This window comes from Pseudomonas sp. GW821-FHT04D07 (genome assembly GCF_059420225.1).
Map to the genome: position 1 here is coordinate 18094 of NZ_JBWKTH010000032.1, position 13821 is coordinate 31914.

The window sequence follows — 13821 nt, forward strand, 5'->3', positions numbered from 1 at the left end:
CCGACCATGTTGCAACTGATTCTCGGTGGTGCCCGTTCCGGCAAGAGTCGCCTGGCTGAACGGCTGGCGGCGGAAAGCGCGCTGCCGGTGATCTATATTGCCACCAGCCAGCCGCTGGACGCTGAGTTGAACGAACGGGTCGCCCTGCATCGCCAGCGGCGTCCGGCCCATTGGCGCTTGATCGAAGAACCGCTGGAACTGGCCCGGGTCCTGCGCGAGAACGCGGCGCCCGATGTCTGTCTATTGGTCGATTGCCTGACCCTGTGGTTGACTAATCTGTTGATGCTGGACGACGCCGAACGCTTGAAGATCGAGCGCGAAGCCCTGTTGCAAGGCCTGGCGCAGTTGCCGGGAGAGATCATTTTTGTCAGCAACGAAACCGGTCTGGGTATCGTCCCGTTGGGCGAACTGACTCGCCGTTATGTCGATGAAGCCGGTTGGCTGCATCAAGCTCTGGCCGAGCGTTGTCAGCGTGTGGTGCTGACAGTCGCCGGTTTGCCCCTGACTTTGAAAGGAACTGCGTTATGAGTGAATCGTGGTGGCTGAACCCGTGCAAGACGATTGATCTGCAGGCGCAGGACGCGGCGTTCGAGCGTCAGCAACAATTGACCAAACCCGCTGGCTCCCTGGGCCAGTTGGAGCAGGTCGCGGTGCAACTGGCCGGTTTGCAAGGCCGGCTCAAGCCGCGGGTCGACACGCTGTGGGTCGCGATTTTTGCCGGCGACCATGGTGTTGTGGCGGAAGGGGTGTCGGCTTATCCGCAGGAAGTGACCGGGCAGATGCTCGCCAACTTCGTCGGTGGCGGCGCGGCCATCAGTGTGCTGGCGCGGCAGTTGGGCGCGCAACTGGATATCAACGACCTCGGCACCGTGACGCCGATGCTCAATCTGCCGGGCGTGCGTCATCTGCAGATCGGCGCCGGTACCGCGAACTTCGCCCAGGGCCCGGCCATGAGCGAAGCCCAGGGCCGGTTGGCGCTGGACGCCGGGCGTGACAGCGTGCGGCGTGCGGTGGCGGCGGGCAGCGAGTTGTTTATCGGTGGCGAAATGGGCATCGGCAACACGGCTTCGGCCAGTGCGCTGGCCTGTGCGCTGCTGAAATGCCCGGCGGCGTTGTTGGCCGGCCCTGGCACCGGGCTCGACCCGGCCGGTGTCAGCCATAAGGCGCAGGTCATCGAGCGGGCGCTGGCGCTGCATGCCGAGCATACTGACGATCCGTTGCAGGCCTTGTTCCGCCTGGGCGGCTTTGAGATCGCGGCGCTGGCCGGGGCCTATGTGGCCTGTGCCCAGGAAGGCGTGGCGGCGCTGGTCGACGGCTTTATCTGCACTGTCGCGGCGATGGTCGCGGTGCGCTTGAATCCCGAGTGTCGGCAGTGGCTGATCTTCGCCCACCGTGGCGCCGAGCGCGGGCATCGGCATGTCCTGGAAAGCCTGCTGGCCGAGCCTTTGCTCGATCTGGGCCTGCGCCTGGGCGAAGGCAGCGGTGCGGCGCTGGCGGTGCCGTTGGTGCGCTTGGCCTGCGACCTGCACGGGCAGATGGCGACCTTTGCCGAGGCGGCCGTGGCCGATCGCCCGGCATGAATTTGCGCCTGGACCTGCTGCGTCACGGCGAAACCGAACTGGGTGGCGGCTTGCGCGGCAGCCTGGACGATGCCTTGACGCTCAAGGGCTGGGAACAGATGCGGGCCGGTGTGGCGCAGCAAGGGCCTTGGGATTGCTTGATCAGTTCGCCTTTGCAGCGTTGTGCGCGTTTTGCCGAGGAACTGGGCGCGCGCCTGGGGCTTGCGGTCGAGATCGAGCGCGACCTGCGCGAGTTGCATTTTGGTGCCTGGGAAGGGCAGAGCGCGGCAGCGTTGATGGAGACGGACGCCGATGATCTGGGCCGGTTCTGGTCCGATCCCTATGGCTTTACCCCGCCTGATGGCGAGCCGGTGGAGCAGTTTGCCGAGCGAGTGCTGGCGGCGGTGGCGCGCTTGCGGCAACGCTATACCGGCCAGCGCCTGCTGTTGATCAGTCATGGCGGGGTGATGAAGGTTTTGCTGGCCCAGGCTCGTGGGTTGCCACGTCAGCAGTTGCTGCAGGTCGAGGTGGCCCATGGCGCTTTGTTCGCCTTGCAGGTGGCGGCGGACGGTGGGTTGAGGGAGGCGCGGTGAACCGCTTGCCGTTCTGGATCGCCTTGCAGTTTCTCAGCAGTCTGCCTATTCGCTTGCCGGGAATGCCGGAACCCCGGGACATGGGACGGTCGTTGCTTTGCTACCCGTTGGTGGGGTTACTCTTCGGCGCCGTCCTTTATGCCCTCGATTGGGCATTGGCGGGCGCGCCGTTGTTGCTCCATGGTGCTTTGCTGCTGACGGCTTGGGTGCTGCTCAGCGGCGGCCTGCACCTGGACGGCCTGGCTGACAGCGCGGATGCCTGGTTGGGCGGTTTCGGTGATCGTGAACGGACCTTGTTGATCATGAAGGACCCGCGCAGCGGGCCGATTGCCGTGGTTACGCTGGTGCTGGTGGTGTTGTTGAAGTTCTGCGCCTTGCTGGCGTTGATCGAGCGCCAGCAGACGGTGACCTTGCTGCTGGTGCCGCTGATCGGCCGTAGCGCCTTGCTCGGGTTGTTCCTGACCACCCCCTATGTGCGTGCCGGCGGGTTGGGACAGGCGTTGGCCGATCATCTGCCGCGCCGGGCTGGCTGGTATGTGTTGCTGGTGAGTGTGCTGTTCTGTGGGCTGCTGGCCGGGATCAAGGGCGCTTGGGCGGTCGGGCTGGCGGTGCTGGGCTTCTGCTGGTTGCGGCAGCTGATGATGCGGCGATTGGGCGGTACGACAGGCGATACGGCGGGGGCGTTGCTGGAGTTGCTGGAGATGGTGGTGTTGGTGGGCTTGGCGCTGGTCTGACGGTTGTTCGGCGATCTTGCGAATGCTATCGCCAGCAAGCTGGCTCCTACAGGGGCCGCGACGGTCACGACATTTGCCACACCGCCACCACCCTGTAGGAGCCGGCTTGCCGGCGATGGCGTCATTCGCCACACCGCTGATAGATCGCTCAAACTTGTTTTTACTGTGTTGCGGGTATATACACACGCTATGTTATCAACCGATTGCTTATGCATCAGCCTGCGTCGCGCCGCTCGTGGCGTCAGCAGGCATTACGACGGCGCTCTCGACGGCTTCGGGATCAATGTTGCCCAGTATTCTCTGCTGTGCAATCTCAAGCGTCTCGACCAGCCGAGCATTTCCAGCCTGGCCGAAGCCATGGGCCTGGATCGCAGCACCCTCGGGCGCAACCTGCGGGTACTGGAGTGTGACGGTCTGGTGGCCCTGACCGAAGGCGCCGACCAGCGTAATCGCCTGGTCCGGCTCACCGATGCCGGGGCCGAGCGACTGGTGGCCGCCCAGCCGGCCTGGGAAGCCTCGCAGCAGCGTCTGGTGGAGCGTCTCGGGGATGAAAAACGCGCGACTCTGTTGGCCTTGCTGGAAGAGTTGGCAAGCGGCGAGTAATCGCCGTTTTATTTGAATAAAGCGGGTATATACCCGCTAATGGAGCATAACAATGACATCGATGTGGCGTGCCAGTGGTTGGATTCTGCTCGGGAGCGCGCTGATCCTCGCGCTGTCCCTCGGGATACGGCACGGTTTCGGGTTGTTCCTGCCGCCGATGAGCGCGCAGTTCGGCTGGGGCCGTGAAGTGTTCGCCTTTGCCATTGCCTTGCAGAACCTGATCTGGGGGCTGACGCAACCCTTCACCGGGGCCCTGGCCGACCGCTTCGGTGCGGCAAAAGTGGTGTTGATCGGTGGCGTGCTGTACGCCGTCGGACTGGTCTGCATGGGCCTGTCCGACTCCGCGCTGAGCCTGTCCCTGAGTGCCGGCCTGCTGATTGGTCTCGGCCTGTCGGGGACCTCGTTCTCGGTGATCCTCGGCGTGGTCGGGCGTGCCGTGCCAGCGGAGAAGCGCAGCATGGCCATGGGCGTCGCCAGTGCCGCCGGCTCCTTCGGTCAGTTCGCCATGCTGCCGGGCACCCTGGGCCTGATTGGCTGGCTTGGCTGGTCGACGGCGTTGCTGGTGCTGGGTGTGCTGGTGGCGCTGATCGTGCCGCTGGTGAGCCTGCTCAAGGACAAGCCGCTGCCCAAGCTCGAGGGCGAGCAGACCCTGTCCGAGGCGCTGCGCGAGGCCTGTTCCCATTCCGGCTTCTGGTTGCTGGCGTTCGGTTTTTTTGTTTGCGGTTTCCAGGTGGTATTTATTGGTGTGCACCTGCCGGCCTACCTGGTGGACCAGCATTTGCCGGCCACCGTTGGAACCACGGTGCTGGCGCTGATCGGCCTGTTCAATATCTTCGGTACCTACACGGCCGGCTGGCTCGGCGGACGGATCTCCAAACCACGTCTGTTGACCGCCCTGTATCTGGCACGGGCGGTGGTGATCGCGGTGTTTCTCTGGGCGCCGGTGACGCAGTTCAGTGCCTACCTGTTCGGCATGGTGATGGGTTTTCTCTGGCTGTCGACGGTACCCCTGACCAATGGCACCGTGGCGACGCTGTTCGGGGTACGCAATCTCTCCATGCTCGGTGGGATCGTCTTCCTGTTCCATCAGTTGGGGGCCTTCCTCGGCGGTTGGCTGGGCGGCGTGGTCTATGACCGTACCGGCAGCTACGACTTGATCTGGCAGGTCTCCATCCTTCTAAGCTTGCTGGCGGCGGCCTTGAACTGGCCGGTGCGTGAGCGGCCCGTGGCGCGGTTACAGGCGCAGGCAGGCCTGGCATGAGTGCCTTCTGGTCGCGGCTGCTGGCCCTGGCGGTGATCGCCTTGCTGCTGGCGCTGGCCTGGTGGGGCTGGCATCAAGGCGGCCTGGCGTTGATGCAACTGGGGATGGGTGCTTGCTAGGGGGCAATAAAAAACCCGCATCAGACGATGCGGGTTTTTTCTATCCAACAACTGAGTGGTTCAGGCTCGTTGTGAATCAGAACTTGTACGTGGCGCCCAGGCCGTAGCCCCATGCGCTGTTTTCGTACGTGGAGCTGTAGGCGCCTTTACCCGGGATGTTGAGGTTGACGTTGACGTCTTCTTCCTTGAGGTAGGAGACGGCGAGGTCGATGGTCAGGTCATCGGTTGGGCTCCAGCCAGCACCGAAGCTGATGGCGCGGCGATCACCGGTCGGGATACGCACGGAACGATCGGTGTTGTTGGTTGGCGCCTGGTCAACCGACAAGCCGCTGCGCAGGACCCATTCCTTGTTGACCCGGTAGGAAACACCGATGGCCGAGGCCCAGGTGTCATGCCAGTTCTGTTGTTCGGTGATGGTGCCGATCGGGCCGGCAGAGCCACCGAGGAGCGGCGAAACGCCCTGGTTGTTGATGGTGATGTTTTGCAGGCGGCTCCAGCGGGTCCAGGTGGCACCGCCATAGACCGTCCACTGATCATCCAGTTTCTGGGTGATCGAGAAGTCGACGTTTTCTGGCGTGGTGATATCCAGGGAACCCTTGTAGCGGGTACCGTTGAAGGGACCGAAGCCCGCGCCGCTGAGGGCGGTGTGACCATCCAGCGAGTAGCTGACCTTGGAATGGTAGGTCAGGCCCAGGCGGGTGGTGTTGGTTGGTTGGACAATCACACCGATGTTGTAACCCACCGCCGTGTCGTCGCCTTTGACGTCCACAAAACCGCCAGTCGCCGTCGTGGAGCTCAGTTCGCCGCTCATACGGTTAAAGGTCGGGCCGCCGCCGATAGACACCATATCGTTGATGGCATAGCTGACAGTCGGTTGCAGGGTGACAACTTTGACTTCGCTCTTCTGGCCGTAGTTACTGCCAGCAAAGCCACTTTCATAATCGGTTATCAGGCCGAAAGGCGCGTAAGCACCCAGACCCACTGCCCAGCCGTTACCCAGCTGTTTGACGAAGAAGCCATTGGGTACGGAAGTGAAAGGGACCATATCGCCGTCGTTGGTGCCGCCTCGGCGACCGCCGCTGGCGTTCTTGATATCGGTCTTGGCATCGATGGTTGCAACACCTGCAGTCACTTGATCGCGACCGAGCAGGGACATACCGGCAGGGTTGCCGTAAACGGTGCTTGCATCTTCGGCAGAAGAAGATCGACCCGCATAACCGGTCCCCATCCCGCTGATGCTCTGTTCGTTGAGGGCAAAGCCACTCGCGAACAACTGGGTGGATGCCAGAGCAACGGCGAGGCTGAGTGTGGTCTTGAGCATTACTTTTTTCATTATTAGAACTCCGTGGTGATCACCGAAGCGAAAACTACCAACATTTTCGCTTCGACGCCATAGGCTGTATTGCTGAAGATAGAGCGGTTTTGTAGGACAATCCGACCAAAGTAGGTGGGTTTTTCCAGAAACTCGGTATGGGCTCTAACAGGCGATCGGAGTGACCGACGAGTCACAACTTCGCCAGGCGCGGGTGAAGTCCCTTAAGCGTCCTTGTGGCTGGAAAGTCTGTCGCCAGATCCGCGCCATACCGAGCAGATCGTCGATGGCGGGCAGGTGAGGGTGGTGTTCTTCCACCAGCAGCCAGGCGATGGCGGTGGCATAACGAAGATTTACCGCGAGCTCCAGATTTGGGCTGCTTAAAAAGGCGTGCTGGCTGGCGAGACCGCGAACCAGGCTGGCCAATTCCGGGTCCGGGGCCAGATAGCGGTCCCATAACGCGGCATGGCGGTTCTCGTCGATGCAATACAGGCCATGGCCACGCCGGTCGTGCAGGGCTGAGCCAAGGTCGGACTGGCTGGCGGCGATGCCCAGCAGCAGCGCCTCGGCGCTCGGGCTGTGCCGGCCCAGGTACAGCAGGGTCGGACGAATCACATAAAGGCGCAATTCCCTGGCGGCAATACCCATGACACCCTCGATGTTCCTGCCGTGTGATCGGCGTTTTTTATTGGTCGGCGTGGCCTGGCCTCTGGTAGCGGTGGAGGCGTTCAGGCCCGCCGGAAGCGGCCCGGGCCGCTTGAGTTGAAGTGTAGTGTCATATCTTTGCTGTAAAGGTCTGTTTTTAAAATATTTAAGCCATGAGCACATGGCTTATATATTTATTCGTGCTTAGTCATACAGCCAAAATCGCGAAACTTCAGGCAATAAAAAGCCCGGCAACAAAGGCCGGGCTTTTGGGTTACAGCTTGTTTCGAACTTCAGGCAACCAGGGCTTGGCGCGTGCGGTCGATGATCGCTTGCAGCGGTTCGGCGCTGGAGTACTGGTCGGGATACAAGCGTTCGCTGTGACGAGCGATACCGTGTTCGTTGACCAGTGTGAAGCTGAAGCAGCCTTTGCGAGCGGCCATGATCAGGCAGTTCATCGGTGCGAAGGCGTTGGTCAGGGTGCGAATGGCATCCTGGGTATGGATTTGAGTCGACATAATTATTAGGTGTTCCTGCAAATGACACGGAATCTGATCCGTGCAACGTTAAAACGTTCCAGTAGCGTCGAACCATTATGGATCGGACGAAGAACCTGACTGGAACAAAGCCGCCAGTTGAAGCGCATGAAGTTAAGTGGCGCTTGGGCTGGCAGGTAGGTACTTAGGAGGGCAGGCAGTCACAACAAGGGCAAAGGTTCTGGGCCCGGGGTGAAGATCCTGATCAATCTTGCAGGTTGGTTCGGTCAGAGTAATCATTTTCGGCAGCCGCCTTTCATAAGGCTGTACTGGAGAAGATTTACCTGGAAACCATCGAGGGGTCGATCCCTGTTTCGAGCGACTGATCCATTTTGGATAGTGCTTATGAGGGTATGTTCGACCAGAATTGACTTTCAGCTTGGTACTAACGGTGCGGATACTATCGCATTGAAATGAATAAGGGAAGTGTGTTAGCGAAAAATATTGTCCAGGGGGCTGCCTTGGCGTCGAGGCAGGATCCCGCTGGCGGGAGGCGGCACGAAAGAGGGCGATGTGCCGGTGCCAGAGGCGGCGTTGGCGAGCGAATGGCCATGCCTGTGCAAAAAAGGTGCGTCGATATAACGGTTATCGCACTACTTGTGCACAATTGGGCCACGGCTTGTCACCTGACTGTCATCTGCGCAATCTGTCCCTCGAATGCCTGTATCGCCAATACAAGTCAATGAAAAATATCGTCTTTTTTTATTGGTGAAAAAATCGACAGTTTGACTGCGAGCCCCATTCCATGCGGCTTTGCGAGGGTTGGAGGAGGGTTGTCCACTGAGTTATCCACAGCTTCTGTGGATTGTCCCAAGCGCTTGCTCTAGCCCGGGCATGCCGGGTTTTTTCGACTTTACCCGTACGAAAAACAGCGTAGAGTGGCGCGCCCTGCGATATGGCATGTACTGCTACATGAAATTTCGCTTGGCTTCCCTGCCCTCGTTCAGGGCCGATACGATTTCCATCTGGGCCGAACTGTCCAGGGGCGATCACGTTCGTTACCCTTGATTCTTTACCGTTCGTTGGCCCTTTGGGAGTTCTTATGGCGTTGGATCTGACCAGTCTCTTGCTCGGTTTGGCGGGCGCGGCGTTGCCGTTGCTGGCGCTGGCCTGGCAGTTGCAGCGCCGGGCGAGTGTTGCCCAGGCCGAGTTGCTGCTGTTGGACGAGCGTTTGAGCAGTGCCCGGTTGGCGGCGGACGGTCTCAGTGCCCAGTTGGATGCCTGCCGTGACGAGGTCAGCGACCTGAGCCAGGCCAATACGGTCAAGCAGGCAGAACTGGCGGCGTTGCGCCGGGAAGTCGAGTTACTGCAGATCGAGCGTGACAACGCCCGCGACGCCGCCCATGCCTGGAACCTCGAGCGCGCCCAGAAAGAGGCCGAGCTGCGGCGCCTGGATGCCCAGGCGGCGTCGTTGAGTGCTGAGCTGCGGGAGCAGCAGGACAGCCATCAGCAGCGCCTGGACGACCTGCAGGGCTCGCGGGATGAGCTGCGTGCGCAGTTTGCCGAACTGGCCGGAAAGATCTTCGATGAGCGTGAGGCGCGGTTTGCCGAAAACAGCCAGCAACGCCTCGGACAATTGCTCGATCCGTTGAAGGAGCGCATCCAGTCCTTTGAAAAGCGCGTGGAAGAAAGTTATCAACAGGAAGCCCGCGAACGCTTTTCCCTGGGCAAGGAGCTGGAGCGTCTGCAACAGCTGAACCTGCGCCTGAGCGATGAAGCGACCAACCTGACCCGGGCGCTCAAGGGGCAGAAGACCCAGGGCAACTGGGGCGAGTTGATTCTTGAGCGGGTGCTTGAGCATGCCGGGCTGGAAAAGGGCCGCGAGTACCAGACCCAGGTCAGCCTGAAAGGACCGGATGGCGAGCGTTTCCAGCCGGACGTGTTGATCCTGTTGCCGGGTGACAAGCAGGTGGTGGTGGACTCGAAGGTCAGCCTGACCGCCTATCAGCAATACGTTGTCGCCGATGACGAGGTGATCGGCCAGGCGGCGCTCAAACAGCATGTGCTGTCGCTGCGCAACCATGTGAAGGGCCTGGCCGGCAAGGACTACAAACGCCTGGAAGGCTTGCACAGCCTGGATTTCGTCTTGCTCTTCGTGCCCATCGAAGCCGCGTTCTCGGCGGCCTTGCAAGCCGAGCCGAACCTGTTCCAGGAGGCGTTCGACCGCAATATCGTGATTGTCAGCCCGACCACCTTGCTTGCCACCTTGCGGGTGATCGACAGCCTCTGGAAGCAGGAACGCCAGAGCCAGAACGCCCGGGAAATCGCCGAGCGCGCGGGTTGGCTGTACGACAAGTTCGTGCTGTTCATCCAGGACCTGGACGAGGTCGGCAATCGTCTCCAGCAACTGGACAAGGCCTACGCCGCCGCCAGGAACAAGCTGACGGACGGGCGTGGCAACCTGGTCAGCCGCAGCGAACAGCTCAAGCTGTTGGGCGCGCGGGCGAGCAAGAGCCTGCCGGCGGAGTTGCTGGAGCGGGCGATGACCGATGAGGACGGAGTGATGCAGTTGCCGGAGTAACCGGCCTGGCTGGACGCGGTCTTTGTGGAGCTGGCTTGCCAGCGATGAGGCCCGCAAGCCCTGCATCGACTTTGCGGACGCTATCGCTGGCAAGCCAGCTCCTACAAGGATCGGGGCAGCGGCGATGATTTGCGCTGAGACATCGACCTGTAGATACCGGCTTGCCGGCGATAGGGCCGGTGAAGTTTTCAGAGGGGCAAATGCCGACTCAACAACGCCCGCAACGCCGCCGGCTTCACCGGCTTGGCCAGGTACTCCAAACCCGCTCCATGCACCTGCGCGACGGTTTCCGGGCGCAGGTCGGCGCTGATCACCACGCCGGGCAGCGGCTCCGCCAGGCGCGTGCGCATCCAGGTCATCAAGCCGGTACCGGTCTCGCCGTCGTCCAGGTGATAGTCCACCAGCGCCAGTTGCGGACGCAGGCCGCCATCGAGCAAGGCCGCGCATTCCTCGCGATTGCGTGCGGTCGAGACCCGGCAGCCCCAACGGGTCAGCAGGCTGTGCATACCGATCAGGATGCTGTCCTCGTTATCCACGCATAACACCTGCGCACCGCTCAGCGCCTGACCGTTGAGGGGCGTGTTGTGGCCGGCCGTACTCGCCGGATGACTGGCAATCGGCACACTGACGCTGAACACGCTGCCGCGCCCCGGCCAGGAGCGCACTTGCAGGCGATGCCCGAGTACCCGGCAGAGCCCGTCGGCAATCGCCAGGCCCAGCCCCAGGCCTTTTTCGGCGCGGGTCTGGTGGCTGTCGAGGCGTTTGAACTCCTCGAAAATCACCTGGAGCTTGTCCTCGGGAATGCCCGGCCCGCGGTCCCAGACCTCCAGCGACAGCTCGCCGCCCCGGCGCCGGACCCCAAGCAGCACCGGGCCCTTGGCGTAGCGGAAGGCATTGGTCAGGAAGTTCTGCAGGATCCGCCGTAACAGCTTGATATCGCTGTTCACCGGCAAGTGGCTGCCACGGACCCGGAAGTTCATGCCTTGCTCCTGGGCCAGGGCCTTGAATTCCGCACCAAGGGTGTCGAACAGCTCATTGAGGGCAAAGGGCTTGGGATTGGGCGTGATCTTGCCGTTTTCCAGGCGTGAGATATCCAGCAGGTCGCTGATCAGGTCTTCGGCCGAGCGCAGCGAGCTGTCCAGGTGCTGGACCAGTTGCTGGGCCTCCGGGGACAGGCTGTCGTCCTGGTGGGAAAGGGCGGCGGAGAACAGGCGAGCGGCGTTCAGCGGCTGCATCAGGTCATGGCTGACCGCCGCGAGGAAGCGGGTCTTGGACTGGTTGGCCAACTCCGCGGTGCCCTTGGCCTCGGTCAGGGCGACGTTCAGTTGCGACAGTTCGTGGGTCCGTTCGGCAACGCGCTGTTCCAGGCCCTCGTTGGCTTCGGTGAGGGCCTGCTCGGCCTCGCGGAACGCGGTGATGTCGGTGAAACTCATGACAAAGCCGCCGCCGGGCATCGGGTTGCCGATCAGCTCGATCACTCGGCCGTTGGGGAACAGCCGCTCCGAGGTATGCGCGCGGCCCTGGCGCATCCAGTGCAGGCGCCGCGCGACATGCACTTCGGCCTCGCCGGGGCCGAGCAGGCCGCGTTCGGCGTTGTAGCGGATGATATCGGCAATCGGTCGGCCGATGCTGATCAGGCCGTCCGGATAGTTGAACAGTTCCAGGTAACGCCGGTTCCAGGCCACCAGTTTCAGCGACTGGTCGACCACGCTGATGCCCTGAGTGATGTTTTCGATGGCGCCTTGCAGCAAGGCCCGGTTGAATTGCAGCACTTCGGAGGCTTCGTCGGCGATCCGGACGACATCGTCGAGTTGCATTTCCCGCCCTTCGATCGCGGCTTTTACCACCGCGCGGGTCGAAGAGGCCCCGAGGACCCCGGCCAGCAGGCGCTCGGTGTGGGCGATCCAGTCGCTGTCGGCGTTCTGGTTCGGGTTGAAGCCCTTGCCTTGGCGATAAGCAAAACGCATAAAGCTCTGGCGCGCGCGTTCGTCGCCGACAAAGCGCGCGGCGAGGGTCAGCAGGTCGTCGATCTGCACCGCCAGCATCGAGCGAGCGCTGGGCCGGGCGTTGATTTCCTGGCCGATAAAGCGTCCGGCCTGCCAGTGCTCGGAGACCCGCGTACGCGACAGCACCGAGACCCAGGCGAACAGGGTGAAGTTGCCCGCCAGCGACAGCACCACGCCTTGGGTCAGGGGGCTGATCGGCAGGTTCAGCGGATTGCCGTGGAGCCAGGCCAACCCGGGGAAACGGGTCAGCGACCAGCCCAGGCTGTGGGCGGCGATCGGCAGGACCAGGGTGTAGAACCAGATGAAGGTACCGCCGGCGATACCGGCAAACACGCCGCGGCGGTTGGCCTGTTTCCAGTACAGTGCGCCGAGCATGGCCGGCGCCAGTTGGGTCACGGCGGCGAAGGCGATCTGGCCGATGGTTGCCAGGCTCGCGGTCGAGCCGAGCAGGCGGTAGCTGACGTAGGCCAGCAGAAGAATGGCGACAATGCTGACCCGGCGCACCGAGAGCATCCAGTGGCGGAATACTTCGAATGGCCGCTCGGAGTTCTGTCGTCGCAGCAGCCAGGGCAGCAGCATGTCGTTGGAGACCATGGTCGACAGCGCGACACTGGCGACAATCACCATGCCGGTGGCCGCCGAAGCGCCACCGATAAAGGCCAGCAAGGCCAGCGCCGGATGGGCCTGGGCCAGGGGCAGGCTGATAACGTAGGAATCGCGCAAGACATCGATGGGCAGCATCATGCGTCCGGCCAGGGCAATCGGTACCACGAACAATGCCGCGAGGATCAGGTACGCGGGGAACACCCACTTGGCCAGGCGCAGGTCCTGGGGTTCGATGTTCTCCACTACGGTGACATGGAACTGCCGGGGCAGGCAGATGATCGCCATCATCGCCACGCCGGTCTGTACCACCATGGACGGCCAGTTGACCGTTTCCTCCCAGTATTCGGCGAGCAGCGCCGAGGTGCGGGCCTGGTCGAACAAGTCATCGAAACCGTCGTAGAGGCCATAGGTCACGAAGGCCCCGACGGCGAGAAAGGCAAACAGTTTGACCAGGGATTCGAAGGCAATCGCTAGCACCATGCCGCGGTGGTGTTCGGTGGCGTCGAGGTTGCGGGTACCGAAGACGATGGTGAACAGCGCCAGGATCAGCGACACCACCAGCGCCGTGTCCTGGGCGCGCACGCCCATGGCGTCGGCGCCGGCACCGATCAACAGGTTGACGCCGAGGACGATGGCTTTCAGTTGCAGGGCGATATACGGCAGCACGCCGACCAGGCAGATCAGTGCCACCACCACTGCCAGGGATTGCGATTTGCCATAGCGGGCGGCGATGAAGTCGGCGATGGAGGTAATGTTTTCCTGTTTGCTGATCAGCACCATCTTTTGCAGGACCCAGGGCGCGAGCACCAGCAACAGCACGGGGCCCAGGTAGATCGGCAGAAAGGCCCAGAGCTGGTCGGCGGCCTGGCCGACCGCGCCGAAGAAAGTCCAACTGCTGCAATAGACGGCCAGCGACAGGCTGTACACCCAGGCCCGCATACGTGGCGGCAGGGGCGCGCTACGGCGGTCGCCATAAAAGGCGATGGCGAACATGATGGCCATATAGGCCAGGGCGACGGCGGCGATCAGCCCGCTGGACAGCGACATGGAAACTCCCGGCAAAAGACATCCCCAGGGCAGTCCGGCCCTGGCGCTACAGTCTCGCACGATGGCCGGGCGGCGTCAGTGTCGACCAAGGTCGCAGCCTTGCCCAGGGTTTCGGGCGCGACGATATTGTTGCGTTGGAACACCGATTTGTAGGAGCCGGCTTGCCGGCGATGGCGTCCGGATGGGCGCTGCAAGGCTCACTGGCCTCATCGCCGGCAAGCCGGCTCCCACAATGACCGCGTTGACCGTGCTGGCGAGTCAAGGGGCAAGACGGTGTTG

At 62.3% G+C, this 13821-nt stretch carries 12 protein-coding genes; 8 read left to right on the forward strand and 4 right to left on the reverse strand.

Annotation, left to right across the window (positions count from 1 at the left end; translation table 11 throughout):
- Nucleotides 1–6: 6 nt before the first annotated feature.
- The 7 genes from cobU to AC07T0_RS27030 all read left to right on the forward strand — a co-directional run bounded on the left by cobU (nucleotide 7) and on the right by AC07T0_RS27030 (nucleotide 4869).
- Nucleotides 7–528, forward strand: a complete 522-nt coding sequence (gene cobU, locus AC07T0_RS27000) for a bifunctional adenosylcobinamide kinase/adenosylcobinamide-phosphate guanylyltransferase (RefSeq protein WP_495004054.1) — start codon at nucleotides 7–9, stop codon at nucleotides 526–528.
- Nucleotides 525–1580 (forward strand): nicotinate-nucleotide--dimethylbenzimidazole phosphoribosyltransferase, encoded by a 1056-nt coding sequence (gene cobT, locus AC07T0_RS27005; protein WP_495004055.1) that lies wholly within the window; start codon nucleotides 525–527, stop codon nucleotides 1578–1580. The genes cobU and cobT overlap by 4 nt, the downstream gene beginning before the upstream one ends.
- Complete coding sequence (cobC, locus tag AC07T0_RS27010; RefSeq protein WP_495004056.1) at nucleotides 1577–2152, forward strand: alpha-ribazole phosphatase family protein; 576 nt, start codon at nucleotides 1577–1579, stop codon at nucleotides 2150–2152. The genes cobT and cobC overlap by 4 nt, the downstream gene beginning before the upstream one ends.
- Nucleotides 2149–2886, forward strand: coding sequence for an adenosylcobinamide-GDP ribazoletransferase (locus AC07T0_RS27015; RefSeq protein WP_495004057.1), 738 nt, complete (start codon nucleotides 2149–2151; stop codon nucleotides 2884–2886). Before cobC ends, AC07T0_RS27015 begins: the two co-directional genes overlap by 4 nt.
- Nucleotides 2887–3075: 189 nt before the next feature.
- Nucleotides 3076–3489, forward strand: coding sequence for a MarR family winged helix-turn-helix transcriptional regulator (locus AC07T0_RS27020; protein WP_495004058.1), 414 nt, complete (start codon nucleotides 3076–3078; stop codon nucleotides 3487–3489).
- A gap of 61 nt (nucleotides 3490–3550) precedes the next feature.
- A complete protein-coding gene (locus AC07T0_RS27025) occupies nucleotides 3551–4750 on the forward strand; it encodes an MFS transporter (RefSeq protein ID WP_495004086.1) in 1200 nt (399 codons plus the stop codon).
- Nucleotides 4747–4869 carry a hypothetical protein gene (locus AC07T0_RS27030; RefSeq protein ID WP_256261664.1) on the forward strand — a complete coding sequence of 41 codons (123 nt, stop codon included), beginning with the start codon at nucleotides 4747–4749 and terminating at the stop codon, nucleotides 4867–4869. Before AC07T0_RS27025 ends, AC07T0_RS27030 begins: the two co-directional genes overlap by 4 nt.
- Before the next feature lie 76 nt (nucleotides 4870–4945).
- On the opposite strand, the gene AC07T0_RS27035 is transcribed toward AC07T0_RS27030, so the two are convergent.
- From AC07T0_RS27035 to AC07T0_RS27045, 3 genes are all read right to left on the reverse strand, one after another.
- Nucleotides 4946–6202: an OmpP1/FadL family transporter gene (locus tag AC07T0_RS27035; RefSeq protein WP_495004059.1), complete on the reverse strand. Its 1257-nt coding sequence runs from the start codon at nucleotides 6200–6202 to the stop codon at nucleotides 4946–4948.
- Nucleotides 6203–6346: 144 nt separating this feature from the next.
- Nucleotides 6347–6829: a hypothetical protein gene (locus tag AC07T0_RS27040; protein ID WP_495004060.1), complete on the reverse strand. Its 483-nt coding sequence runs from the start codon at nucleotides 6827–6829 to the stop codon at nucleotides 6347–6349.
- 290 nt (nucleotides 6830–7119) lie between these two features.
- The gene (locus tag AC07T0_RS27045; protein ID WP_420648078.1) at nucleotides 7120–7344 is read right to left on the reverse strand and encodes a hypothetical protein; all 225 of its coding nucleotides are present in this window, start codon (nucleotides 7342–7344) and stop codon (nucleotides 7120–7122) included.
- 1174 nt (nucleotides 7345–8518) lie between these two features.
- On the opposite strand from AC07T0_RS27045, the gene AC07T0_RS27050 reads away from it, so the two are divergent.
- Nucleotides 8519–9883: a DNA recombination protein RmuC gene (locus AC07T0_RS27050; protein WP_495004087.1), complete on the forward strand. Its 1365-nt coding sequence runs from the start codon at nucleotides 8519–8521 to the stop codon at nucleotides 9881–9883.
- Nucleotides 9884–10071: 188 nt separating this feature from the next.
- Here AC07T0_RS27050 and AC07T0_RS27055 read toward each other — a convergent pair whose 3' ends face one another.
- Nucleotides 10072–13542 carry a hybrid sensor histidine kinase/response regulator gene (locus tag AC07T0_RS27055; protein WP_495004061.1) on the reverse strand — a complete coding sequence of 1157 codons (3471 nt, stop codon included), beginning with the start codon at nucleotides 13540–13542 and terminating at the stop codon, nucleotides 10072–10074.
- Nucleotides 13543–13821: the final 279 nt, after the last annotated feature.